Source organism: Citrobacter sp. Cpo012 (genome assembly GCF_030333015.1).
Classification (GTDB): domain Bacteria; phylum Pseudomonadota; class Gammaproteobacteria; order Enterobacterales; family Enterobacteriaceae; genus Citrobacter; species Citrobacter portucalensis.
Map to the genome: position 1 here is coordinate 209,505 of NZ_JAOWGR010000033.1, position 25,390 is coordinate 234,894.

General features: G+C 53.2%; 22 protein-coding genes and 1 tRNA gene. 12 read left to right on the forward strand and 11 right to left on the reverse strand.

Going from position 1 to position 25,390, the window contains the following annotated elements; translation table 11 throughout:
• Positions 1 to 42: 42 nt before the first annotated feature.
• Positions 43 to 1,026, reverse strand: a complete 984-nt coding sequence (gene ebgR, locus OGX90_RS05290; RefSeq protein WP_032945068.1) for a transcriptional regulator EbgR — start codon at positions 1,024 to 1,026, stop codon at positions 43 to 45.
• Between the two features lie 209 nt (positions 1,027 to 1,235).
• Between ebgR and OGX90_RS05295 the strand changes: the two genes are divergently transcribed.
• Positions 1,236 to 1,568, forward strand: a complete 333-nt coding sequence (locus OGX90_RS05295; protein WP_016157522.1) for a tRNA-binding protein — start codon at positions 1,236 to 1,238, stop codon at positions 1,566 to 1,568.
• A gap of 77 nt (positions 1,569 to 1,645) precedes the next feature.
• Here OGX90_RS05295 and ygjG read toward each other — a convergent pair whose 3' ends face one another.
• Positions 1,646 to 3,025, reverse strand: a complete 1,380-nt coding sequence (gene ygjG / locus OGX90_RS05300) for a putrescine aminotransferase (protein WP_167371260.1) — start codon at positions 3,023 to 3,025, stop codon at positions 1,646 to 1,648.
• Between the two features lie 430 nt (positions 3,026 to 3,455).
• Here ygjG and OGX90_RS05305 point away from each other — a divergent pair, with 430 nt between their 5' ends.
• Positions 3,456 to 4,976, forward strand: a complete 1,521-nt coding sequence (locus OGX90_RS05305) for a methyl-accepting chemotaxis protein (protein ID WP_100271883.1) — start codon at positions 3,456 to 3,458, stop codon at positions 4,974 to 4,976.
• 53 nt (positions 4,977 to 5,029) lie between these two features.
• On the opposite strand, the gene OGX90_RS05310 is transcribed toward OGX90_RS05305, so the two are convergent.
• The gene (locus OGX90_RS05310; protein ID WP_165690001.1) at positions 5,030 to 5,713 is read right to left on the reverse strand and encodes a PadR family transcriptional regulator; all 684 of its coding nucleotides are present in this window, start codon (positions 5,711 to 5,713) and stop codon (positions 5,030 to 5,032) included.
• Positions 5,714 to 5,948: 235 nt separating this feature from the next.
• Here OGX90_RS05310 and OGX90_RS05315 point away from each other — a divergent pair, with 235 nt between their 5' ends.
• Positions 5,949 to 6,722 carry a siderophore-interacting protein gene (locus tag OGX90_RS05315; protein WP_071445948.1) on the forward strand — a complete coding sequence of 258 codons (774 nt, stop codon included), beginning with the start codon at positions 5,949 to 5,951 and terminating at the stop codon, positions 6,720 to 6,722.
• Here OGX90_RS05315 and OGX90_RS05320 read toward each other — a convergent pair whose 3' ends face one another.
• Entirely contained in the window at positions 6,723 to 7,571 is an 849-nt protein-coding gene (locus OGX90_RS05320; protein ID WP_003828520.1) for a helix-turn-helix domain-containing protein, read from the reverse strand.
• 67 nt (positions 7,572 to 7,638) lie between these two features.
• Between OGX90_RS05320 and cfa the strand changes: the two genes are divergently transcribed.
• The gene (gene cfa / locus OGX90_RS05325) at positions 7,639 to 8,793 is read left to right on the forward strand and encodes a cyclopropane fatty acyl phospholipid synthase (protein ID WP_071445947.1); all 1,155 of its coding nucleotides are present in this window, start codon (positions 7,639 to 7,641) and stop codon (positions 8,791 to 8,793) included.
• A gap of 473 nt (positions 8,794 to 9,266) precedes the next feature.
• Here cfa and OGX90_RS05330 read toward each other — a convergent pair whose 3' ends face one another.
• On the reverse strand, positions 9,267 to 10,925 hold the full coding sequence (locus OGX90_RS05330) for a glycerone kinase (RefSeq protein ID WP_286623294.1): 1,659 nt from the start codon (positions 10,923 to 10,925) through the stop codon (positions 9,267 to 9,269).
• 561 nt (positions 10,926 to 11,486) lie between these two features.
• Here OGX90_RS05330 and OGX90_RS05335 point away from each other — a divergent pair.
• Positions 11,487 to 12,584, forward strand: a complete 1,098-nt coding sequence (locus OGX90_RS05335) for a glycerol dehydrogenase (RefSeq protein ID WP_079935257.1) — start codon at positions 11,487 to 11,489, stop codon at positions 12,582 to 12,584.
• A gap of 91 nt (positions 12,585 to 12,675) precedes the next feature.
• On the forward strand, positions 12,676 to 14,601 hold the full coding sequence (gene dhaR, locus OGX90_RS05340; RefSeq protein ID WP_003828512.1) for a dihydroxyacetone kinase operon transcriptional regulator DhaR: 1,926 nt from the start codon (positions 12,676 to 12,678) through the stop codon (positions 14,599 to 14,601).
• Here dhaR and OGX90_RS05345 read toward each other — a convergent pair.
• From OGX90_RS05345 to OGX90_RS05360, 4 genes are read right to left on the reverse strand one after another with little or no spacing between them, the layout of a single operon-like run.
• Entirely contained in the window at positions 14,579 to 15,109 is a 531-nt protein-coding gene (locus OGX90_RS05345) for a cob(I)yrinic acid a,c-diamide adenosyltransferase (RefSeq protein WP_234692399.1), read from the reverse strand. The genes dhaR and OGX90_RS05345 overlap by 23 nt on opposite strands.
• On the reverse strand, positions 15,110 to 15,463 hold the full coding sequence (locus OGX90_RS05350) for a glycerol dehydratase reactivase beta/small subunit family protein (RefSeq protein ID WP_057067394.1): 354 nt from the start codon (positions 15,461 to 15,463) through the stop codon (positions 15,110 to 15,112).
• A 16-nt stretch (positions 15,464 to 15,479) separates the two neighbouring features.
• Positions 15,480 to 16,643 (reverse strand): 1,3-propanediol dehydrogenase, encoded by a 1,164-nt coding sequence (gene dhaT, locus OGX90_RS05355; protein ID WP_003024734.1) that lies wholly within the window; start codon positions 16,641 to 16,643, stop codon positions 15,480 to 15,482.
• 22 nt (positions 16,644 to 16,665) lie between these two features.
• A complete protein-coding gene (locus OGX90_RS05360) occupies positions 16,666 to 17,094 on the reverse strand; it encodes a GlcG/HbpS family heme-binding protein (protein ID WP_003828504.1) in 429 nt (142 codons plus the stop codon).
• A 393-nt stretch (positions 17,095 to 17,487) separates the two neighbouring features.
• Here OGX90_RS05360 and OGX90_RS05365 point away from each other — a divergent pair, with 393 nt between their 5' ends.
• The 5 genes from OGX90_RS05365 (at position 17,488) to OGX90_RS05385 (ending at position 22,440) form a co-directional block, all read left to right on the forward strand.
• Positions 17,488 to 19,155, forward strand: coding sequence for a propanediol/glycerol family dehydratase large subunit (locus OGX90_RS05365; protein ID WP_048215504.1), 1,668 nt, complete (start codon positions 17,488 to 17,490; stop codon positions 19,153 to 19,155).
• A gap of 11 nt (positions 19,156 to 19,166) precedes the next feature.
• Positions 19,167 to 19,751: a propanediol/glycerol family dehydratase medium subunit gene (locus tag OGX90_RS05370; RefSeq protein ID WP_008785852.1), complete on the forward strand. Its 585-nt coding sequence runs from the start codon at positions 19,167 to 19,169 to the stop codon at positions 19,749 to 19,751.
• A 2-nt stretch (positions 19,752 to 19,753) separates the two neighbouring features.
• Positions 19,754 to 20,182: a diol dehydratase small subunit gene (locus OGX90_RS05375; RefSeq protein ID WP_153686675.1), complete on the forward strand. Its 429-nt coding sequence runs from the start codon at positions 19,754 to 19,756 to the stop codon at positions 20,180 to 20,182.
• Positions 20,183 to 20,192: 10 nt separating this feature from the next.
• Positions 20,193 to 22,007 (forward strand): diol dehydratase reactivase subunit alpha, encoded by a 1,815-nt coding sequence (locus OGX90_RS05380; RefSeq protein ID WP_286623297.1) that lies wholly within the window; start codon positions 20,193 to 20,195, stop codon positions 22,005 to 22,007.
• A gap of 109 nt (positions 22,008 to 22,116) precedes the next feature.
• Complete coding sequence (locus OGX90_RS05385) at positions 22,117 to 22,440, forward strand: DUF1889 family protein (RefSeq protein WP_001573898.1); 324 nt, start codon at positions 22,117 to 22,119, stop codon at positions 22,438 to 22,440.
• 248 nt (positions 22,441 to 22,688) lie between these two features.
• On the opposite strand, the gene OGX90_RS05390 is transcribed toward OGX90_RS05385, so the two are convergent.
• Positions 22,689 to 22,764 (reverse strand) — tRNA-Ile (locus tag OGX90_RS05390).
• 125 nt (positions 22,765 to 22,889) lie between these two features.
• On the opposite strand from OGX90_RS05390, the gene mug reads away from it, so the two are divergent.
• Entirely contained in the window at positions 22,890 to 23,396 is a 507-nt protein-coding gene (gene mug / locus OGX90_RS05395; protein ID WP_008785849.1) for a G/U mismatch-specific DNA glycosylase, read from the forward strand.
• Positions 23,397 to 23,441: 45 nt separating this feature from the next.
• On the opposite strand, the gene rpoD is transcribed toward mug, so the two are convergent.
• Complete coding sequence (gene rpoD / locus OGX90_RS05400) at positions 23,442 to 25,289, reverse strand: RNA polymerase sigma factor RpoD (RefSeq protein WP_003024699.1); 1,848 nt, start codon at positions 25,287 to 25,289, stop codon at positions 23,442 to 23,444.
• Positions 25,290 to 25,390 lie beyond the last annotated feature (101 nt).

The following is a 25,390-nucleotide window of genomic DNA, read 5'->3' on the forward strand; positions in this document are numbered from 1 at the left end:
GCGCCCGGCATCAGAAGAAACCGGGCGGGTTAACGGGGGATTTCAGCGGGTGGTGCCGCGCAGTTTCAGCTTGCTGGGAACAAAAACCAGCAGGGGGAGCGCACGCCCGTCACGGGCTTTTTCGAACAGCAGGTTGACGCCCTGACTGCCCATCATTTCCGAATGAATGCGAACGGTGGAAAGCGGAGGAAAGGTGAAACGCGCCGTTGGGATATCATTAACGCTAATCAGCGAAATATCCTGCGGAATATTCAGACCACGCTCGTGGATGGCGCGCAGAACGCCAATGGCAATCGAGTCTGAAGCCACAAACAGGGCGCTGGGATAGTCGGGTTTCGCCAGCATTTCTTTAGCCAGTTCATAGCCTGATGAACTGGAGAAACCGCCGCGATAGATATCCTGTTCAGAAACGACCTGCTGTAGACGACCGTATTCGACAAACGCGGCTTCGCGGATATCGGCCTTGCCTGGCTGGTCTTCGCCACCGATGAAACCAATGCGGGTGACGCCCTGGGCAATGAAGAAGTCGATGCTCTCTTTGCTGATGCGTGCCAGATCGATATCGACGGCGTCATATTCGCTGCCGGATTCATGGAAATCGATAAAGCAGATGTTGTCGGTAAGCGCTGTTGCCGCCTCGCGCAGAGCGGGGGAAGGCTTGCCGACAATAAGAATGCCGGTAATGTGTTTGCTCTCCGGCAGACCACTGTGCTCATAGCAGTTGGTCAGTTCGATCCCGAGTTTCTCACACTGGGTTTCAATCCCATGGCGGATCGCGAGGTAGTAAGGATCGTTGATTTCCAAATCTTGCTGATAGCTGTAGAGCGCCAGAATATGCTGGGGGCCGAGCGCACTAGTCTGGTTCTTTCGGGCGCTGCTGGTTTTGTACTCCAGCTTTTCCGCGATCTCCAGAATGCGATGCTTAGTCTCTTCTTTTACATTCAGCGTGGGGTCATCGTTTAAAACCCGGGACACTGTCGCCAGGGACACGCCAGCTTCGATTGCGATGTCTTTAAGTGTTGCCATGTTTGCCTTTTCCCTGAGTTACCTGCGCATTGTAAATGAAGTGCTTATCTATTCATCTGTTTTCAGTAAAAAAAGCATGATTAATTGACATGCTCGGGGTAAAACTGGGCTTTCAGAGTGTGATGAGTACGTCATTTTCCCGCTTTTGAGAACAATGCCCGGAAAATATTTTGCTAGTATTTAGTAAAATTTTACCAAAGGAGAAAATAATGGATACCGTCGCATTTGCTGATTTTGCCCGAATGGAAATACGTGTTGGAAAAATCGCACAGGTAAAGCGCCATGACAATGCCGATAAACTGTATATCGTACAGGTAGATGTGGGAGAGCGTACGCTGCAAACCGTAACCAGCCTGGTGCCTTACTACAGTGAAGAGGAGTTGATGGGCAAAACGGTGGTGGTGCTGTGTAATCTGCAAAAGGCCAAAATGCGCGGTGAGACATCAGAGTGCATGCTGCTGTGCGCGGAAACCGACGATGGCAGCGAAAGCGTACTGTTAACGCCAGAACGCCTTATGCCTGCTGGTGTGCGGATTGTTTAAGTTAGGTTAATTGCCGGATGGCGGCTACGCCTTATCCGGCCTACAAAAGAGTGTCTTCTATAGGCCGGGTAAGGTTGTTACATTTGCTCCACGCTCACCCGTAATGCTGCCAGGGCTTTGCGCGTCGATCGCAATACCAGATCGCATTGCTCGATCGTTAACGTCAACGGTGGTTCGATGCGGATCGTCTTTGCATTATTAAGCGTGCCGGCAACCAGCACCCGCTGGCGGAACATCTCGCTGGCAAAGTTGTAGCCGATTTCATTATCGACAAACTCAATCGCCATCAGCATTCCCTTACCGCGTACATCATGCACCAGGTCCGGGTATTCCCGCGCAAGCTGGCGGAAACCATCCAGCAACATATCGCCTTTCTGCTCCGCCTGAGCCGGTAAATTTTGCTCCAGCAGGACGTTAATGGTGGCCAGCGCCGCTGCACAAGCGAGCGGGTTGCCGCCAAACGTGGTGGTATGCAGGAAAGGATTGTCGAACAGGACGGAGAACACCTCTTCGGTGGCAATGGTCGCGCCAATTGGCATCACACCGCCGCCCAACGCTTTGGCCAGGCACATAATGTCGGGTTGCACGTTTTCGTGTTCGCAGGCGAACATCTTGCCGGTACGCCCCATGCCGGTTTGCACTTCGTCAAGGATCATCAGCGCGCCAAACTCATCGCAAAGTTTACGAACGGCGGTCAAATAACCTTGCGGCGGCAGGATCACCCCTCCTTCACCCTGGATCGGCTCGAGGATCACAGCTGCGACATCGTCACCGGTCTTTTTACACTCGCTGAGCATGGTGCGCATTGCGTTAATATCGCCAAACGGCACATGACGGAAGCCCGGCAGCAGCGGCATAAAAGGTTTACGGAAGGTGGATTTAGCCGTAGCGGACAGCGCGCCCAGTGATTTACCGTGGAATGCGCCGCTGGTGGCAATAAACGTAAATTTACCGCGCGGCGATTGATATGCTTTCGCCAGCTTCAGGGCGGCTTCAACCGACTCGGTCCCGCTGTTACAGAAAAAACTGTATTTCAGTTTACCGGGCGCCAGTGCGGCGAGGGTTTTTGCCAGCATGGCCCGCAGAGGGTCAAGTAACTCCTGGCTGTGCAGAGGTTGTTTCGCGAGTTGATTCTGTACGGCGGAAACCACGACTGGATTACGGTGCCCCACGTTGAAAATTCCAAAACCACCCAGGCAATCGACGAACTCCTGCCCCTGGGTGTCGACAAGCGTATTAAGGCTTCCTGCTTGCCACTCTACGGCTCCGTAATCCCCGCCTGCAGTTACAGATTTTCGATACTCTAAGAACCCCGGATTGACATGCTCCTTGAAGTACTCAATCACCTCTCGGTTTAACGATTTCATTTCCTCATGATCAAGCGTGCGCTTTTCGATGAGATTCAGTGCGTGTGCGCTGCAGGCCAGGGCCGATGCGCTGGAAGGTAACCTGTTCAAAATATGCTCCCGGAGCTCGCGTATCACATGATACTGAATTAAGTATTGCAGGGATTGCGCCATTCCGGCGCGCTTAGCAAAAATCGGGATAAACACCAGGAAACATCTCATTTACGCAACATTTAATGCCGCGCTTTAACATTTGCTGGCATTTTGCCCAAGTAAGGAGCCTGAAAACAGATCGAATAAACGCAAATTTGCGCTAAAAATGGGCAATATTTGCACTGTGACGGTGCGCTGGTAGAAGTGACGTTGAATAGTTACTAGATGAAAGTATTTTAAATCAATGGATTAGAATGCGTACAGATTTTGAGGTTTAATCGCAAATTGCGATCTAAATCAAATTTAACAACTAAAGATAAAAAAATTATCGCCGAAATAACATAAGCCGAAAGAGTTAACAACCAGATAACCTGCACAGGACGCAATCATGTCTTCTCATCCCTACGTTAGTCAGCAAAATACACCGCTGGATGATGATATCACCCTCATGTCTACCACCGATTTACAAAGCTATATCACCCATGCGAACGATACATTTGTCCAGGTCAGTGGCTATCAGCTGAATGAATTGCTCGATAAGCCGCACAATCAGGTTCGTCATCCGGACATGCCAAAAGCGGCGTTTGCGGATATGTGGTACACCCTGAAGCAGGGCGAGCCATGGAGCGGGATTGTGAAAAACCGGCGTAAGAATGGCGATCACTACTGGGTGAGGGCCAATGCGGTGCCGATGGTGCGGGAAGGACGCGTGACCGGGTATATGTCGATTCGTACCCGGGCTACTGACGAGGAAATTGCGGCGGTAGAGCCTTTATATAAAGCGCTGAACGAAGGACGTTGCAACCGACGTATTCATAAAGGGCTGGTGGTACGCAAAGGCTGGCTGGGTAAACTGCCGGCGATGCCGATTCGCTGGCGGGTGCGCAGCGTGATGGCATTCATGTTTGTCCTGCTAGCGGTCGCATTGCAGCAAATGGGCGCCGAATGGCCGTTACAGCTGATGAGTGCATTGGTGATGCTTTTTGGAACGGCTATTTTCGAATGGCAAATTGTGCGTCCTATTGAGAATGTCACCCGTCAGGCGCTGAAAGTGGCGACCGGTGAGCGGAACAGCGTGTCGCATCTTAACCGTAGTGATGAACTGGGCCTGATGCTACGAGCAGTGGGCCAACTTGGATTAATGTGTCGCTGGCTCATTCACGACGTCTCCAGCCAGGTGAGTTGCGTGCGCAGCGACAGCGAAACGCTGGCGAAAGGCAGCGATGATTTAAACAAGCATACGCAGCAGACCGTAGAGAATGTGCAGGAAACGGTGACCACCATGAATCAGATGGCGGCATCGGTGAAACAAAACTCAGAGACCGCCGCCGCGGCCGATAAGCTCTCTATTGCCGCCAGTAGCGCGGCAACGCACGGCGGTGAGGCGATGGATACCGTCATCAAAACCATGGACGATATCGCCAACAGCACCCAGAGGATCGGCACCATTACGACGCTGATTAACGATATTGCCTTCCAGACCAACATTCTGGCTTTGAATGCCGCTGTTGAAGCCGCGCGGGCGGGCGAGCAAGGGAAAGGGTTCGCCGTGGTGGCGGGAGAAGTACGTCATCTTGCTAGCCGTAGCGCCAGTGCAGCCAATGATATCCGCAAGTTGATTGATGCCAGCGCTGACAAGGTGCAGTCCGGATCTGACCAGGTGCACGCCGCAGGACGCACGATGGACGATATTGTGGCGCAGGTGCAAAACGTCACTCAGCTGATCGCCCAAATCAGCCACTCCACGCTGGAACAGTCAGATGGTCTTTCCAGCCTGACCCGCGCGGTGAATGAATTAAGCAACATTACACAGAAAAACGCCGAACTGGTTGAAGAGAGTGCGCAGATTTCCGCGATGGTGAAACATCGCGCGGGTCGTCTGGAAGATGCGGTTACGGTGCTGCATTAATACTAAAAATACAGGCGGAACGTCAGGCATATGGGTTCCGCCTGCTGTGCAGATTAATCCAGCTGAGTAATATCCAGCGCAGCGCGATCGATAATACCGATGATTTTTTTGATCTGCGCATCGCTGGTATCACCATGATTGACGCGTAGATCCAGCACGGCTTTGAAGTTTTCCAGCGCGCGTTTCATCTGTGGATTTTTGCGTAATTCAAAACCTACGCAGCGGGCTTTAATCCGTTCGTGGATATGTTCCAGATGTTCACGGTTCTCATCCAGCCACTGCTGGCCCTGAGTCGTGATCGCAATCTGTTTACGCCCACCTTCCTCGTCGCTGACGGTGATCATTGCCTGATCCTGCAAGAAATCCAGCGTTGGATAGATAACGCCCGGGCTTGGGGTGTAATTACCCTGGGTCAGGGTTTCAATCGCTTTAATCAGCTCATAGCCGTGGCTGGCGTCGCGGGTCAAGATATCCAGAATCACCAGGCGTAATTCGCCGTGGCCGAAGAACCGCTGACGACGACCCCCTCCGCCGCCACCACGACCGTGGCGATGTCCGCAACCCTGCTCGTGGTGATGTTCTTTGTTACAGCCTTCATGGCGATGTTCTTCACCTTTGCAGCAACCTGCATGGTGCTCGTTGTGGCGGCCTTCATGGTGATGTCCTTCACCCTTGCAGCAGCCTTCGTGTTGGTGCTCTGAGTGCTTACAGCAACCTTCATGATGGTTTTGCATCATCGTCTCCTGATGTTGTTTAGATATATCTAATTTATATCTAAAAATTATCAGTTTGCAAGTCTACAAATAAAATGTTGTATAACATTATGATTATTATCTATTTTTATGTGTCTGTGATAACTGGGTAATCATAAGTTAACTATATCAAAAAGTGCTTGCAATATTTTTGATTAGCAATCATTATCATTTAAAAAATCAATTTAGATATATCGTATTATCTTCACAAGGCGAAAAAATGACAAAAAACATCTCACGCTACCCACAGCGCGTTCGCAATGAACTGCGTTTTCGAGAACTTACTGTCCTGCGCGTAGAGCGTATTAGCGCGGGCTTTCAGCGTATTGTACTGGGCGGTGACGCGCTGGACGGTTTTAGCTCACGCGGCTTTGACGACCATACCAAGGTCTTTTTCCCTGAACCGGGCAGCAACTTTGTACCACCTGTCGTCACCGATGAAGGCATTGTCTGGGCGGACGGTGTACGTCCGCTCTCCCGTGACTACACGCCGTTGTATGACGAAGCGCGCCATGAGCTGGCACTGGATTTCTATATTCATGACGGCGGCGTGGCAAGTACGTGGGCGATGAATGCCCGTGAGGGTGACAAGCTGACGATCGGCGGGCCGCGCGGTTCTTTGGTGGTACCAGAGGACTATGCGTATCAGGTTTACGTGTGTGATGAGTCGGGAATGCCCGCGTTGCGCCGACGCCTGGAGTCGCTCAGCCGTTTGGTGGTACGTCCGCACGTCACGGCGCTGGTTAGCGTGCAGGATGCAGCCTACCAGGACTATTTTGCCCATCTCGACGGATTTACTCTTCAGTGGTTTATCGGCCATGATGAGCAGGCGGTGAATGAACACTTATCGCGGCTAAGCGTGCCCGCAGACGATTATTTCATCTGGATCACCGGCGAAGGCAAGGTGGTCAAAAACCTGAGTGCTCGTTTTGAAACCGAGGCGTTCGATCAGCAACGGGTTCGTGCAGCGGCTTACTGGCATCAACGCCGTTAATCAGTAATTAGAGGGCGGAACGCCAAACGCCTGGCGGAATGCGTAGCTAAATGCCGCGGTGCTTGAATACCCAACGTCGAGTGCCACGGCGGTTACGCTTTTATTTTTCTTCAGCATTAATACCGATTCAAGTATTCGCATTTTTTGCTTCCAGACGCTGAAAGGCAATCCGGTTTCTTTTTTGAAATGGCGTGAAAAGGTACGGGCAGACATACCCAAATGCTGCGCCCAGTATTCAACCGAATGCTCCAGTGCGGGGGATTCTTGTATTGTTCGGCAGACTTTGGTTAATTCACGATCCTGCGGCCAGGGTAATACAAAAGCGACTTCCGGGAGTTGCAGAATAATATCGACCAGCACACTAACCAGCTTGCCCTCTTTTGACTGACTATCATAATGGCCTGAAATTGAATTCGTGGCGTAATGAATAAACTCTCTGGCGAAATCACTGATAGCCACTACTTTGCATTCATTGATGCTCTCTTCAAGAAAACCCGGTTTAATATCCAGATTTTCTAAATATACATCATCTAATGCCCAAACCGCATGCTCCGTATTATTTGGGATCCAGATGCCATAATGCGCCGGGATTATCCAGCACTTACCGGCAACATCAATGCGCATGCTGCCTTTGCGGGCGAAATGAAACTGCATAAAAGAGTGTGAATGCTGCGGTACATGGTGGTTGGCTTCCAGGACATAAGAGCGAAAGAATACGTCCTGCGGCAGTTCGGTCATGGAGTTATCCGGGAAGGAGTTCCACTGTTTTTGCGCGAGAGTTTCCATAAATGAATCGTCAATGCTCCCGATGGTGTGTCCGCTGCTCGATAGATCTTGTCCGCGGATCATAATACATACACTCTTTTTTCCATAATAATCTTGCGTAATAATTTTTAGCCCACTTTTGGTAAATACCATGAACTCGCTTTGTTCAGATGCTGTCATCGTCAATGAAACAAATGATAACTGGACCCGAATGGGAAAAGAGCTGCTTTCGCAAGCGGATATCAGAATTAATGGCTCGCGCGCCTGGGACATTCAACTTCATCATACTGGTTTCTTTAAACGGGTATTGCAACAAGGCTCATTAGGGCTTGGCGAAAGCTATATGGAAGGCTGGTGGGACTGCGAACGGCTCGATATTCTGTTCTGCAAAATCCTGAAAGCAAAACTCGACCAGCAGATGCCAGGTAATCTGAAAGATATTTTACGCATTGCCAGCGCACGCCTGTTTAATTTGCAGTCACGGAGCCGCGCATGGATCGTCGGTAAAGAACATTATGATATTGGTAACGATCTCTTTGCGCTGATGCTTGATCCGCATATGCAATATTCCTGCGGTTACTGGAAAGACGCGACCACCTTAGACGATGCGCAAAATGCCAAATTAAAAATGATCTGCGAGAAGCTGCAGCTTAAGCCGGGTATGCGTTTACTCGATATCGGTTGTGGATGGGGCGGGTTGGCAGAATATGCGGCGCGTCATTATGGCGTGGCGGTAGAAGGCGTTACCATTTCCAAAGAGCAGCAGAAAATGGCGCAGCAGCGCTGTGAAGGGCTGGACGTTAACATTCTGCTGCAGGATTATCGCGATCTTGATAAACACTACGATCGCATTGTGTCCGTGGGGATGTTTGAACACGTCGGGCCGAAAAACTACGACACCTATTTCAGCATCGCCGACCGTTGTTTAAAACCGGACGGACTGTTCCTGCTGCATACTATTGGCAGCAATAAAAAAGGGATGAGCGTCGATCCGTGGATCAATAAATACATTTTCCCGAACGGTTGCTTACCGTCGATTTCCCATATTGCCGAGGCCAGCGAATCACGGTTTGTGATGGAGGACTGGCATAACTTCGGCAGCGATTATGATAAAACGCTGATGGCCTGGCATGAGCGCTTTAATCAGGCCTGGCCGGAGCTGTCATCACGTTATTCCGCCACCTTCAGAAGAATGTTTAATTATTATTTATGTGCCTGCGCAGGGGCTTTCCGCGCCAGAGATATTGAGCTTTGGCAGGTGCTGTTTAGCCGCGGCGTAGAGGGCGGGATCCGCGTTTATCGTTAACGTTCTGCCGGATGGCGGCGTTGCCTTATCCGGCCTACATAGGTTTGTACTCGTAGGCCTGATAAGCGCAGCGCATCAGGCGTATCTTCGCCGGATGGCGGCGCAAGCGCCTTATCCGGCCTACATAGGTTTGCACTCGTAGGCCTGATAAGCGCAGCGCATCAGGCATTTCTTCGCCGGATGGCGGCGCAAGCGCCTTATCCGGCCTACAAAAGTTTGCACTCATCGGCCTGATAAGCGCAGCGCATCAGGCGTATCTTTGCCGGATGGCGGCGCAAGCGCTTTATCCGGCCTACAAAAGTTTGCACTCGTAGGCCTGATAAGCGCAGCGCATCAGGCACTTCTTCGCCGGATGGCGGCGCAAGTGCCTTATCCGGCCTACAAAGGTTTGTACTCGTAGGCCTGATAAGCGCAGCGCATCAGGCATATCTTCGTTGGATGGCGGCGCAAGTGCCTTATCAGGCATTTATGGCTTAACCCAATTCACTCTCTGCCAGCGCTTTAAATACCATCGCGACAGCATGCGCGCCGGGGTCCATATTTCCGAGCAGGCTTTCACTGCTCAGATACGATGCGCGACCCGCATTGGCTTTGCTCGACAAACAGGTTCGTTCGGCTCCCGCTTGCGCGGCGTCGAAGGCGGCCTGCAGATTTTGCGGCTGCGTGAGCAGCGAAGTCAGAGCCGGTTGCAGCGCATCAATCATGGTGCGATCGCCTTCGTCTGCGCCGCCGTAGAACTTCATCTGCGCCAGTCCCGTATTCAGGGCTTCGGCAACGTTAGCTCCCTGTTCCAGTTTCTGCCCCGCAGCGGTAAAGAAAATAGACATCAGCACACCGCTGGAACCGCCCATCACCACGGTCAGACGTTCGCCAATCAGCGCAAACAGCGTGGCAAGGTTATCCAGCGGCAACTGCTGACGATGCAGCAGACCGGCAATTTCGCGCGCGCCTGCGGCAAAGGTTGAACCGGTATCGCCATCGCCGACTTTGGCATCCAGCGCATTAAGATGGGTCTCCAGATCGGAAAGGGTTGTGGTGACAAGCTCCACAATCCCGGCCACCAGGGCATTTGCCGAAGGCTGGAATTCCACGCGTGCGCTACGCTGAGATGACGGTACACAGCTGATTTCACGCGGTGGGACCGGCATCGGCCAGTTACTGGTTTCCACCTCTGTGAGCAGCGCTTTTTCGATGCTCTCTTCCAACACGATGGCCGTCAGTGAAAAGCCTTTCATATCCAGCGCGGTAACCAACGAGGCCGGGCCAATCAGCCAGTCGATACGCGGATGCAGCGGGCTGCTGGCCAGTTCGCGGGTAATGATGGCCATTTCGGCAACAGAAACGCCGCCAAGATTGTTAATCATCACCGCCAGACGGCCGGTTTCAGGCAGGGCGGCCAGCAGTTTATCCACCATCAGGTTCACCACCTGTGCACTGTTCTGGGTGTCGATGACCGAGGCGCCTGGTTCGCCGTGAATGCCCATACCCAGCTCCGCGTGGCCCGGATGATGACGCGGGGCGGCGTCGGTTTCTTGCGGCAGATGACAGCTGGAAAGCGCAACGCCCAGACTGAAGGTGTTATTGGCCGCGTATTGCGCTTCACGCAGGACGGTGGCGAGGTTGTAGCTGCGTTCGGCAAAATAGCCCGCGATTTTATGCACCAGGATGGTTCCCGCAATGCCGCGCGGGTGTTTGTTATCCGGCAGGGAGATGTCATCGCCGACAATCAGCATTTCAACGTTGTAACCAAGGCGACGAGCTTTCTCGGCGGCAAGACCGAAATTAAGACGATCACCGGTGTAATTTTTCACGATCAACAAACAGCCCGCCTCACCGGTTACCGCCTGAATGGCGGTCAGTACCGCATCTACGCTCGGGGAAGCGAACACGTCGCCACAGACTGCGGCGGTTAGCATACCTTTACCGATAAACCCAACGTGCGCGGGTTCGTGCCCTGAACCGCCGCCGGAAATGATCGCCACGTTATTTTTGTTGAGGTCACGACGGACCACGATGCGAATGGCCGGATCGCTTTCCAGACGCGCCAGGTTATTCCACGGGCTGGCGATAATCGTACCGTCGATGACGTCGCTCACGAGATGGGTGCGTTGATTAAAAAAGAATTGAGACATAACGGCTCCTTGAGGTTGAGTGTAAGACAAACCCCCGGAAGCATGGTCATGGTGCGGAGGCGATAGAGAGATTCTGGCGAAGTCAGCGTGGAAAAAAACAACGTTAAAATGAGTTTCATTACGGAACGTTGTTATTGTTTTTTGTTCCGAAATGAAACCTAAAAGAACGGGGAACGACCACAATGCGAGCTCGCTCGACTTTTTCCTCTCGCGATGAATGCAGGTCACACGGTACTGTCAGCTTTTTTTTACCGGTATTTTGGCAAGTGAGTGGGTAAAAGAGAAAGTGAGATTCGTCTGTGCCGGAGATTTGGTGGCAAATGCACGGATCGGGATCGCAAACCTTATATTTTTTATGGTTAAGCGTTCCAATATGAAACATGTGTTGTTTTTATCTGTTTCATATCAGAACAAAAAGACGAAAGATTTTTTTGTGCACGCCTCGCCATACAGTTATTGCATCGCTCCGGTACCTCCCGTTTTCGCCGTCAGCATCAGGCCAAACAGGTTAACGCCAGGGCTCACCATGTAAAAACATGTACTTATTTGAGGATGAAAGGAATGCTAAAAGTTATTCAATCTCCAGCCAAATATCTCCAGGGTCCTGACGCTTCCACCTTGTTTGGTCAATACGCTAAAAATCTGGCGGACAGCTTTTTCGTGATTGCGGATGACTTCGTGATGAAACTGGCGGGAGAGAAGGTACTCAACGGCCTGCACAGCCACGACATTAGCTGCCATGCGGAACGCTTTAACGGTGAATGTAGCCATGTTGAAATTAATCGCCTGATTACCATTCTGAAACAGCACGGTTGCCGCGGCGTGGTTGGGATTGGTGGTGGGAAAACGCTGGATACCGCCAAAGCGATTGGCTACTACCAGAAGTTGCCGGTGGTGGTGATCCCGACTATCGCGTCTACCGATGCGCCAACCAGCGCGCTGTCCGTTATCTATACCGAAGCCGGTGAGTTTGAAGAGTATCTGATCTACCCGAAAAACCCGGATATGGTAGTGATGGACACTGCAATCATTGCCAAAGCGCCGGTACGTCTGCTGGTGGCCGGGATGGGCGATGCGCTCTCGACCTGGTTTGAAGCGAAAGCCTGTTATGACGCCAGAGCGACCAGCATGGCGGGCGGACAGTCCACCGTGGCGGCGCTGAGCCTGGCGCGCTTGTGCTATGATACCCTGCTGGCGGAAGGCGAGAAGGCACGCTTTGCCGCGCAGGCCGGCGTGGTGACCGATGCGCTGGAGCGTATTGTCGAAGCTAACACTTACCTCAGCGGCATCGGCTTTGAAAGCAGCGGTCTGGCAGGGGCGCATGCGATCCACAACGGCTTTACGATTCTGGAAGAGTGCCACCATTTGTACCACGGTGAAAAAGTCGCCTTTGGTACGCTGGCGCAGCTGGTGTTGCAAAACAGCCCGATGGAAGAGATCGAAACCGTGCTGAATTTCTGTCAGAAAGTAGGCCTGCCGGTAACGTTAGCGGAAATGGGCGTGAAAGAAGACGTTGACGGCAAGATCATGGCGGTGGCGAAAGCGACCTGTGCAGAAGGTGAAACCATCCATAATATGCCGTTCCCGGTAACGCCTGAAAGCGTACATGCCGCTATTCTGACGGCAGACCTGCTGGGGCAGCAGTGGCTGGCGCGTTAATCAGTCGTCGGTAGGTTTTTATCCGGCATCTTCTCCCCCTCTGACAGTCTCTGCCGGAGGGGTTGTCTATGGTTAAACAGCGGAAAGGGATATGACGGCGCACACGCATAGCATCGGGAAGGAAGTCTCTTCAGTCATTGCCCAGTCATGGCATCGTTGCAGTAAGTTTATGCAGCGGGAAACCTGGCAGGCGCCGCATCAGGCGCAAGGGCTGACCTTTGAGTCGATTTGTCGTCGCAAGACGGCGTTGCTGACGATTGCTCAGGCTGCGCTGGAAGATGCCTGGGAGTTTATGGACGGCCGCCCGTGCGCGCTGCTGATTCTGGATGAATCAGCCTGTATTCTCAGCCGTTGCGGCGACCCACAGACGGTGGAACAGCTGGCGGAGCTTGGGTTTCGCGACGGCAGCTACTGTGCGGAAAGCATCATTGGCAGTTGTGCGCTGTCGCTGGCGACGATGCCGGGCCAGCCGACAAAAACCTCTGGCGATCAGCATTTTAAACAGGCGCTGCATCCGTGGTCGTTCTGCTCGACGCCGGTCTTCGATAACCATGGTCGACTGTTCGGCTCCATCTCGCTGTGTTGTCTGGTGGAGCATGAGTGCGTTTCTGATTTATCCCTGACGCTGGCGATTGCCAGAGAAGTCGGCAACTCTTTGCTGACCGACAGCCTGCTGGCTGAATCCAACCGCCATCTGAACCAGATGTACGGGCTGCTGGAGAGTATGGATGATGGTGTGATGGCCTGGAACGAACAGGGCGTATTGCAGTTCCTCAATGCGCGTGCGGCGCTGCTTTTGCATCTCGATGCGCAGGCCAGTCAGGGAAAAAACATTCACGATCTGCTCAATCTCCCCATGCTGCTGCGCCGGGCGATCAAACATGCCCGCGGCCTGAATCACGTCGAAGTTACCTTTGAAAGCCAGCATCAGTTTGTTGATGCCGTCATCACCCTAAAACCGATTGTTGAGGAACAGGGCAACAGCTTTATCCTGCTGCTGCATCCGGTGGAGCAAATGCGCCAGCTGATGACCAGCCAGCTTGGCAAGGTGAGCCACACCTTTGAGCAGATGTCGACTGACGATCCGGAAACCCGCCGCTTGATCCACTTTGGACGCCAGGCGGCGAGGGGGAGTTTCCCGATCCTACTGTGCGGGGAAGAAGGCGTTGGTAAGGAGCTGCTGAGCCAGGCCATTCACAACGAAAGCGAGCGCGCCAGCGGGCCGTATATCGCCGTGAACTGTCAGCTGTATGCCAACAGCGTGCTGGGGCAGGATTTTATGGGCAGTGCGCCCACCGACGATGAAAATGGCCGGTTGAGCCGTCTTGAACTGGCGAACGGCGGCACGCTGTTTCTGGAAAAAATTGAATATCTGGCGCCGGAGCTGCAATCCGCGCTGTTACAGGTGATCAAGCAGGGGGTACTCACCCGCCTGGATGCCCGTCGGTTGATTCCGGTGGATGTCAAAGTGATCGCCACCACCACGGTTGATCTCGCCAATCTGGTGGAGCAAAACCGCTTTAGCCGTCAGCTGTATTACGCGCTGCACTCTTTTGAGATAGTGATCCCCCCGCTGCGGGCGCGGCGTAACAGTATTCCCTCGCTGATTTATACGCGACTGAATAGCCTGAAAAAACGCTTTTCATCCAGTCTGAAGATCGACGACGACGCGTTGGCTCAGCTGGTGGCCTATTCGTGGCCGGGCAATGACTTTGAGCTGAACAGCATTATCGAAAACATCGCCATCAGCAGTGATAACGGCCATATTCGGCTGAGCAATCTACCGGATTATCTGTTTGCCGAACGTCCTGGTCTGGAGACGGCGTCTTCACTGCTGCCAGCCAGTCTGACCTTTACCGCTATCGAAAAAGAGGCGATTATCCATGCTGCTCGCGTCACCAGCGGACGCGTACAGGAGATGTCGCAACTGCTGAACATTGGTCGCACTACCTTGTGGCGCAAGATGAAGCAATACGACATTGATGCCAGCCAGTTTAAGCGCAAGCATCTGGACTAGTTTCTTCAATTCTCGCCATCGAGAACAGCGCGTCCGACAGTCGGTTGATGTAACGCCTGGGTTCATCGCGTAACGTCAGCGTTCTGCTCATTGCGATAAGGATCCGCTCCAGTCGGCGCGTCAGAGTTCGCGCAACGTGTAGCTGTGCCGATGGCAGATTTTTCCCCGGAATAACAAACTCTTTGAGCGGGCCGCTTTGCGCCATATTGCGGTCAATAAGCTGCTCCAGCGCCTGAATATCCTCATCGCCAATACGCTGTTGTAAGCGAGCGAGTCCTTTCTCATCGCTGGCGAGTTCCGCACCCAGTACAAACAGCATCTTCTGTATGGCGTGCAGATCCTGGCGTAGCCCGGCCTGACGCGTGCTGGCATAGCAGACGCCAAGCTGGGAAATCAGTTCATCCACCGTGCCATAGGCCTCAACGCGGATGTCATCTTTGTCGATACGGCTGCCGCCAAACAGCGCGGTCGTGCCTTTATCGCCGGTTCGGGTGTAGATGCGATACATTTATTTTATCTCGCTGAAGGGAAGTACTTTGACCAGTTGACCGGCATTGGCGCCAAGCGTTCGGATCTGCGCAATTCCGGCGCGGATATGCCCACGGATCAGCGCCCGATCCTCGGGCAACTGGGCGTGGGTTAAAGCAATATCACCCGTGGCGTTAAGACCCAGACCGACACGTAGCGTTGAGCTTTTGGCCGCAAGTTTGCTCAATGCCAGCGCGCAGTCATGCTCGTCGCAACAGATTGCCCGGCAAGGGACGCCTTGCTCTTCCAGTCCCCAGCACAGTTCATCAAGCACGCGAGTATCCTGCCAGCGTGAGTGATAAAACAGATTTACGCCCGGTGATGAAAGTGACATTGCGCCCCCTTATTTATCAGAATGCCTGACGGAAGATCTCGGCAATTTCTTTCTCGTTCCCTTTACGCGGGTTGGAGAAGGCATTGCCGTCTTTCAGCGCCATTTCCGCCATATACGGGAAATCGGCTTCTTTAACGCCCAGATCGCGCAAATGCTGCGGAATGCCGATGTCAGCGGAGAGGCGGGCAATGGCGTGAATGGCCAGTTCGGCGGCATCCATGGTGGAAAGTCCGTCAGTGTTTTCACCCATAAATTCTGCGATATCGGCAAATTTCTCCGGGTTAGCGATCAGGTTATAGCGCGCCACGTGCGGGAGCAGAACGGCATTCGCCACGCCGTGTGGCATGTCGTACAGACCGCCAAGCTGATGCGCCATTGCGTGAACGTAGCCGAGGTTGGCGTTGTTGAAAGCCATACCCGCCAACAGAGAGGCGTAGGCCATGTTCTCGCGAGCTTTCAGGTTGCTGCCCAGCGCTACGGCCTGACGCAAGTTGCGTGCGATCAGGCGAATAGCCTGAATAGCGGCGGCGTCGGTGACCGGGTTGGCATCTTTGGAAATATAGGCTTCTACGGCGTGGGTTAGGGCGTCCATACCGGTCGCGGCGGTCAGCGGGGCGGGTTTGCCGAGCATCAGCAGCGGATCGTTAATGGAGACCGACGGCAGGTTACGCCAGCTGACAATCACAAACTTCACTTTGGTTTTGGTATTGGTCAGCACGCAGTGGCGGGTGACTTCGCTGGCGGTACCGGCAGTGGTATTCACCGCAACGATAGGCGGCAGCGGGTTGGTCAGGGTTTCAATCCCGGCATAGCTGTAGAGATCGCCTTCGTGAGTTGCCGCGATACCGATGCCTTTACCGCAGTCATGCGGGCTACCGCCGCCAACGGTAACGATGATATCGCAATGCTCTTTGCGAAAGACCTCCAGACCATCGCGCACGTTGGTGTCTTTGGGATTTGGCTCAACGCCGTCAAAAACCACCACGTCAATGCCCGCTTCACGTAAATGGGCGAGGGTTTTATCTACCGCACCGTCTTTAATAGCCCGCAGACCTTTATCAGTAACCAGCAGCGCTTTTTTACCGCCTAACAGTTTGCAGCGTTCGCCGACAACGGAAATAGCATTGGGGCCAAAGAAGTTCACATTTGGCACCAGGTAATCAAACATACGATAGCTCATAATATACCTTCTTAGATTTAAATTATAATTCAGAGAAACAATTCAGTGCGGTTTCTGCTAATAATCTGTCTTGTTCGACAGTGCCGCCGCTAACGCCAACGGCACCAATTAATTTACCGTTTAATATGACAGGTAAGCCGCCTCCGAAAATAACAATGCGCTGTTGGTTAGTAAGCTGCAAACCATATAGCGAAGCGCCAGGTTGTACCGCGTCGGTAATTTCATGGGTACCCTGACGCAGGCAGCAGGCGGTATACGCTTTATTAAGAGAGATATCACAGCTGGTGACAAACGCATCGTCCATACGTTGCATTAGCAGCGTATTCCCGCCGTGATCCACCACGGAAAAGACCACCGGAACGTTGATCTCAAGCGCTTTAGCCTCAACGGCCTGCGCCATTTTTTTTGCAGCCGCCAGCGTAATGGTGGCAATTTGTTGGCTCTTATTCACAGTCTCTCCTGAAAATGTTGTAGGGCTGAGGTCACGAAATATATCGCGCAACAGCTATTTTTATCATTGGCTTTACCTTATTTTCTCGCCGCACGTTATTAAGTCAATAGGGTGGGTTTTTCATAAAGATTGAATTCATTTCCCTGATTTTGCGTTTATTGATAATGATCATTTAACCTCGTCACAATTCACGATGGATATTCCTGAATTGCGTTTCAATATGGAACGATGCGTTTTTATTAGGTGCCAAATTGGAACGAAATTAATTTTATTTTTTTATTGCTTGGCTCATTTAGAGTTCGGCCATTGCTGATGAAAGGCGAATACCGGGTGTGGTGTCCCCGGCAATATGGCCCGGCGTCCCTATTTTTTTACCTTTTGAGTCAATAAATCATGAGAAGATCAAAACGATTCGAAGTGCTTGCGAAGCGGCCTGTAAATCAGGATGGGCTGATTGGCGAATGGCCTGAAGAGGGGCTGATCGCCATGGAAAGCCCCTACGATCCGACGTCGTCGGTGAAGGTGGAAAATGGTCGTATTGTTGAGCTGGACGGTAAGAGCCGAGCCGAGTTCGACATGATCGACCGTTTCATTGCCGACTATGCGATTAACGTGGCCGAAGCTGAGCGCGCCATGCAGCTCGACGCGCTGGAGATCGCCAGAATGCTGGTGGATATCCACGTCAGTCGGGAAGAGATTATTGCCATTACCACCGCCATCACCCCGGCGAAAGCGGTGGAAGTGATGGCGCAAATGAACGTGGTGGAGATGATGATGGCGCTACAAAAAATGCGCGCCAGACGCACTCCCTCCAACCAGTGCCACGTGACTAACCTGAAAGATAACCCGGTACAGATTGCCGCCGACGCTGCTGAAGCGGGGATCCGCGGCTTTTCCGAGCAGGAAACGACGGTCGGGATCGCCCGCTACGCGCCGTTTAACGCCCTGGCACTGCTGGTGGGTTCCCAGTGCGGTCGCCCCGGTGTGCTGACGCAATGTTCCGTTGAAGAGGCCACGGAGCTGGAGTTGGGCATGCGAGGGCTAACCAGTTATGCCGAAACGGTGTCGGTGTATGGCACAGAATCGGTGTTTACCGACGGTGATGACACGCCGTGGTCCAAAGCGTTTCTCGCCTCGGCTTATGCGTCGCGTGGTCTGAAGATGCGCTACACCTCCGGCACCGGCTCGGAAGCGCTGATGGGCTATTCCGAAAGTAAATCGATGCTTTATCTGGAGTCGCGCTGCATTTTTATCACCAAAGGCGCGGGCGTACAGGGGCTGCAAAACGGCGCGGTCAGCTGTATCGGCATGACCGGCGCAGTGCCGTCAGGGATCCGCGCGGTGCTGGCGGAAAACCTGATTGCCTCAATGCTCGACCTTGAAGTGGCCTCCGCCAATGACCAGACCTTTTCCCACTCCGATATTCGCCGTACTGCCCGCACCCTGATGCAGATGCTGCCGGGTACCGACTTTATTTTCTCCGGTTACAGCGCGGTACCCAACTACGACAACATGTTTGCCGGGTCGAACTTCGACGCTGAAGATTTCGATGATTACAACATTCTGCAACGCGATCTGATGGTTGACGGCGGTCTGCGTCCGGTCACGGAAGAGGAAACCATCGCCATTCGCAATAAGGCCGCACGCGCCATTCAGGCAGTGTTCCGCGAACTGGGCCTGCCGCTGATTAGCGATGAAGAAGTCGAAGCTGCTACTTATGCTCACGGCAGCAAAGATATGCCTGCGCGTAATGTCGTTGAGGATTTGGCTGCCGTGGAAGAGATGATGAAGCGCAATATCACCGGGCTGGATATCGTCGGCGCGTTGAGTTGCAGCGGCTTCGAAGATATCGCCAGCAATATCCTCAACATGCTGAGACAGCGTGTTACCGGTGATTACCTGCAAACGTCGGCCATTCTGGATCGCCAGTTCGACGTCGTCAGCGCCGTCAACGACATCAATGATTATCAGGGACCTGGTACCGGCTATCGCATCAGTGCCGAACGCTGGGCGGAAATTAAAAATATTGCGGGCGTGGTTCAGCCCGGCTCGATCGAATAAGGCGGTACACAGTGGAATGCACAACTGAACGTAAGCCGGTTTTCACCTTACAGGTGAGCGAAGGCGAGGCGGCTAACGCGGATGAGCGCGTGGATGAGGTGGTGATTGGCGTCGGCCCGGCCTTTGATAAGTATCAGCATAAAACCTTGATTGATATGCCGCACAACGCGATTTTGAAAGAGCTGGTTGCAGGCATCGAAGAAGAGGGACTGCATGCGCGAGTAGTGAGGATCCTGCGCACCTCGGATGTTTCTTTTATGGCATGGGATGCGGCAAATCTCAGCGGCTCAGGCATTGGGATTGGTATCCAGTCGAAAGGAACCACGGTGATTCATCAGCGCGATCTGCTGCCGCTAAGTAACCTGGAACTGTTTTCTCAGGCTCCGCTGCTGACGCTGGAAACCTATCGTCAGATTGGTAAAAACGCCGCGCGATATGCACGCAAAGAGTCGCCTTCGCCGGTGCCAGTGGTCAATGACCAGATGGTGCGCCCTAAATTTATGGCCAAGGCCGCGCTGTTTCATATCAAAGAAACCAAACACGTGGTGCAGGATGCTGCGCCTGTCACGTTGCATATTGCACTGGTAAGGGAATGACCATGAACGACAACATCATGACCGCGCAGGATTACCCATTAGCCACCCGCTGCCCGGAGAAAATCCAGACGCCTGGCGGCAAGCCGCTAACCGACATTACCCTTGAGAATGTGCTGGCGGGCCGCGTAGGGCCGCAGGATGTGCGTATTTCTCAGCAAACGCTGGAGTACCAGGCGCAGATTGCCGAGCAGATGCAGCGTCATGCCGTGGCGCGCAATTTTCGTCGTGCGGCAGAACTGATTGCGATCCCGGATGCCCGCATTCTGGAGATCTACAACGCACTGAGGCCGTTTCGTTCTTCGTTCGCCGAGTTGCAGGCCATTGCCGATGAACTGGAACACACCTGGCACGCCACGGTGAACGCCGGGTTTGTCCGCGAATCGGCAGAGGTATACCAGCAGAGAAATAAGCTGCGTAAAGGCAGTCAGTGACGGAGGCAGCATGCCGTTAATTGCAGGGATCGATATCGGCAACGCCACCACTGAAGTGGCGTTGGCGCAGGATGGCCGGTTTATCGGCAGCGGGATTGTCGCCACGACCGGGATGAAAGGCACGCGGGAGAATATCGCCGGGGTGGTCGCGTCCCTGCAGCAGGCGCTGGATAAAACGCCGTGGTCGCTGCAGGATGTGGCAAAAATCTGCATCAACGAGGCCGCGCCGGTTATTGGTGATGTGGCGATGGAAACCATCACTGAAACCATCATTACCGAATCAACGATGATTGGCCATAACCCGCAAACGCCCGGCGGCGTTGGCGTGGGCATGGGAACCACCATCGCCGTGGAGAAGTTGGCGGCGTTGGATGAGGATCGATTTGCCCAGGGCTGGATCCCGTTGGTGGACGAGGAGATGGATTTCCTTGAGGCGGTTTGGTTTATCAATGAAGCGCTGGATCGCGGCGTCAACGTGGTGGCGGCTATCCTGAAAAAAGATGATGGCGTGCTGGTGAATAATCGCCTGCACCGGCCAATACCGGTGGTTGATGAAGTCACTCTGCTGGAGAAGGTGCCTGAAGGCGTGCTGGCGGCGGTGGAAGTGGCGGCCCCGGGACAGGTAGTGCGGGTGCTGTCGAATCCTTACGGCATCGCGACCTTCTTTGCCCTGACCCCTGAGGAAACACAAACTATTGTCCCCATCGCCAGAGCGCTGATTGGCAACCGTTCCGCTGTGGTGCTGAAAACCCCGCAGGGAGATGTGCGATCGAGAGTGATCCCGGCGGGTAAGATCTTTATCCGTGGTGAAAAGCGCGGCGGTGAAGCCGACGTAGCGCAGGGCGCTCAGGCCATTATGCAGGCGATGAGCGCCTGTGCGCCCGTGTGCGATATTCGTGGGGAAGCTGGTACGCACGCAGGCGGCATGCTGGAGCGGGTGCGTAAGGTGATGGCCTCGCTGACCGGCCATGACATGAACACGGTGCATATTCAGGATCTATTGGCGGTCGATACATTTATTCCGCGCAAGGTGCAGGGCGGCATCGCCGGAGAGTGTTCCATGGAGAACGCCGTGGGTATTGCGGCGATGGTGAAAGCCGATCGTTTACAGATGCAGGCCATTGCCAGTGAGCTGAGCGCCCGGTTAAACACTCTGGTTGAGGTGGGCGGCGTAGAGGCCAACATGGCTGTGGCGGGGGCGTTAACTACGCCCGGATGCGCCGCACCGCTGGCGATCCTCGACTTAGGCGCAGGATCTACCGATGCCGCCGTCATCAATAGCGACGGCGTAGTGAAAGCGGTACATCTGGCCGGCGCGGGGAATATGGTCAGCCTGTTGATTCAAACTGAGCTGGGCTTAAGCGATGCATTTCTGGCGGAGGAAATAAAAAAATACCCGCTGGCAAAAGTGGAGAGCCTGTTCAGCATTCGCCATGAGAACGGCGCGGTGGAGTTTTTCCGCGAACCGCTCAGTCCGTCAGTATTCGCCAAAGTGGTGTACTTGAAAGAGGGCGAGCTGATCCCGGTAGATAACCAGACTTCGCTGGAAAAAATCCGTCTGGTGCGCCGACAGGCTAAAGAGAAGGTTTTTGTGACCAACTGCCTTCGCGCGTTACGCCAGGTGTCACCCGGTGGCTCTATTCGCGATATGACGTTCGTGGTGCTGGTAGGCGGTTCTTCGCTGGATTTTGAAATCCCGCAGATGATCACCGATGCGCTGGCGAATTACGGCGTTGTCGCCGGGCAGGGTAATATTCGAGGTACCGAAGGGCCGCGTAATGCGGTGGCAACTGGGCTGGTTTTAGCCGGAGAAGCAAAAAAATAGCGCAGAAAACAGCCGCGCAAGCGTTTAGCTGCGGGGTAAGTCAAATAAAGGCGATGTTCTCTTTGATATCCCGGCGGAGTTGGGTACATAGTATAAATGTGTCTCTCACGTGGTTAATTTTAAGGATAAGAGCATGCCAACAGCAATTGAGAAAGCATTGGATTTTATTGGTGGTATGAACACTTCGGCGTCAGTACCACATTCAATGGATGAAAGTACCGCTAAGGGAATCTTAAAGTATTTGCATGACTTAGGTGTGCCAGCGAGTCCGGAAGTTGTGATGGCACGGGGTGAGCAAGAGGGATGGAATCCCGAGTTCACGAAAAAAGTGGCCGGATGGGCAGAGAAAGTCGCCTCCGGTAACCGCATCCTTATCAAGAACCCAGAGTATTTTTCAACCTATATGCAGGAGCAGCTCAAAGAGCTAGTGTGAGCTGACTATCGAATTAAACTCTAACGGACGTTTCCATCCCAGGATGGCGGCGTCCAGATGGGGTTGCCATTAACATGCTGTTTTCTGAACAGGTGTATCGCGTAAATAGCTTTAGTCCCCGCCAGCTATGTTCTTCCGTGTACTCATTCAACATATTGATGCAAGCAAGTATTGATTTTGCTACATGCCAATTTCTATGGAATACCCATAAAAAAAGGACCTGCGATTTCTCGCAAGTCCTTGAGATTTGGTGGCCCCTGCTGGACTTGAACCAGCGACCAAGCGATTATGAGTCGCCTGCTCTAACCACTGAGCTAAGGGGCCGTGGCGGTGGATTATAAAGTAACTCCGCGTTGCAATCCAGACATAAGCGTACGGATGCTGTTTTTATAAACAATGTATTTTCAGTCCGTTATACTGGTTCCTCTGATGTATTGTTCGGAGTAATTATGGTTAAGGACATACTGGCACCGGAGCTGCGGGTGGTGTTTTGCGGCATCAATCCGGGGCTTTCTTCCGCAGGTACAGGATTCCCCTTTGCGCACCCCGCTAATCGCTTCTGGAAGGTTATCCATCAGGCGGGATTTACCGATCGCCAGCTTAAACCTGAAGAGGCACAGCACCTGCTGGACTTCCGCTGCGGCGTGACTAAGTTTGTCGACAGACCAACGGTACAAGCCAATGAAGTGAAGCTACAAGAGATGCGTAGCGGCGGTCGTCTGCTTATTGAGAAAATAGAAGAGTATCAGCCAGCCGCGCTCGCTATCCTTGGGAAGCAGGCATTTGAGCAGGGGCTTAGCCAGCGTGGGGCGCAGTGGGGAAAACAGACGCTGACCATTGGCGCGACGCAGATTTGGGTATTGCCGAATCCCAGCGGATTGAGCCGGATTACACTGGATAAGCTGGTGGAGGCGTATCGCGAGTTGGATGATGCGCTGGTCATGCGCGGGATGTAAAGAAAAACGCCACCTTGCGGTGGCGTTTATGCTTATGCGGCGAGATTAATCGTCCAGGAAGCTACGCAGTACTTCAGAGCGGCTCGGGTGGCGCAGTTTACGCAGCGCTTTCGCTTCGATCTGACGGATACGTTCGCGGGTAACGTCGAACTGTTTACCTACTTCTTCCAGCGTGTGGTCGGTGTTCATATCGATACCGAAACGCATACGCAGAACTTTCGCTTCACGGGCGGTCAGGCCAGCCAGAACGTCGTGCGTTGCGGCACGCAGGCTCTCGGTGGTCGCAGAGTCCAGCGGCAGCTCGAGGGTGGTATCCTCGATGAAATCACCCAGATGCGAATCTTCATCGTCGCCGATCGGCGTTTCCATGGAGATAGGCTCTTTAGCGATCTTCAGCACTTTACGGATCTTGTCTTCCGGCATCAGCATGCGCTCAGCCAGTTCTTCTGGCGTCGGCTCGCGGCCCATCTCTTGCAGCATCTGACGGGAGATACGGTTGAGCTTGTTGATAGTCTCAATCATATGTACCGGGATACGGATGGTACGCGCCTGATCCGCGATCGAACGGGTGATCGCCTGACGGATCCACCAGGTTGCATAGGTGGAGAACTTGTAACCACGACGGTATTCAAACTTATCAACCGCTTTCATCAGACCGATGTTACCTTCCTGAATCAGATCCAGGAACTGCAAGCCACGGTTGGTGTATTTTTTAGCGATAGAGATAACCAGACGTAAGTTCGCTTCAACCATCTCTTTTTTCGCACGGCGGGCTTTCGCTTCACCGATGGACATGCGACGGTTGATATCTTTAACCTGCTCGATGGTCAGGCCGGTTTCTTCTTCAATCTGCTGCAGTTTCTGCAGGCCGCGGTGAACGTCATCTGCCACGTCGTGCAGTTTTTCAGACCACGGTTTGTTCATCGCGATTGCCGCGTTGAACCAGGTTTCGCTGGTTTCGTTGCCAGTGAACAGGGTGATGAAGTTTTTCTTCGGCATTTTGCACTGCTCGACGCAGAGCTTCATGATCAGACGTTCCTGAGTACGCACGCGGTCCATCATGACGCGCATGCTGTTTACCAGGTAGTCGAACTGCTTCGGCACCAGGCGGAACTGTTTGAACACTTCGGACAGCTTCTGAATTTCTTCCTGCGCGGCAGCATGGCTGCGGCCTTTCGCTTTGATGGTGTCGCGAGTGATTTCGTACTGAGTACGCAGTTCACCGAATTTTTCACGCGCTAACTCAGGGTCGATGCTGTTGTCATCATCGCTGCTGTCGTCGTCGCCATCTTCTTCATCTTCATCTTCATCGTCATCCATCTCTTCCTGAGAGAGTTCAGAACCGACGTGGGTCGCCGTTGGCGCCATGTCTTCTTCCGCGTTCGGATCGACAAAGCCAGTGATCAGATCGGAAAGACGTGCTTCTTCAGCTTCTACGCGATCGTACTGCTCAAGCAGGTAGGTGATAGCTTCCGGGTATTCGGCAACGGAGCATTGAACCTGGTTAATCCCGTCTTCGATGCGTTTAGCGATGTCGATTTCGCCTTCGCGGGTTAACAGTTCAACGGTACCCATTTCACGCATGTACATGCGGACCGGGTCAGTCGTACGACCGATTTCGGACTCAACGCTGGACAGAACCTGGGCAGCCGCTTCTTCCGCGTCTTCATCGGTGCTGTTGGAGGTTTCAGCAAGCAGCAGATCATCGGCATCAGGTGCTTCTTCCATCACCTGAATACCCATGTCATTGATCATTTGGATGATGTCTTCGATTTGATCTGAATCGACGATATCTTCCGGCAGATGGTCATTGACCTCGGCATAGGTCAGATAGCCTTGCTCCTTACCACGTTGGACAAGAAGCTTCAGCTGTGACTGCGGGTTTTGCTCCATAAGACGGTATCCACACTTAATTCGTTTGATTGGTGTTGGGCGGTAAAACCGCCAACGGCAAAACGAGGGCATACTTATATTTTGCCGCTGCCTCTCCGTGC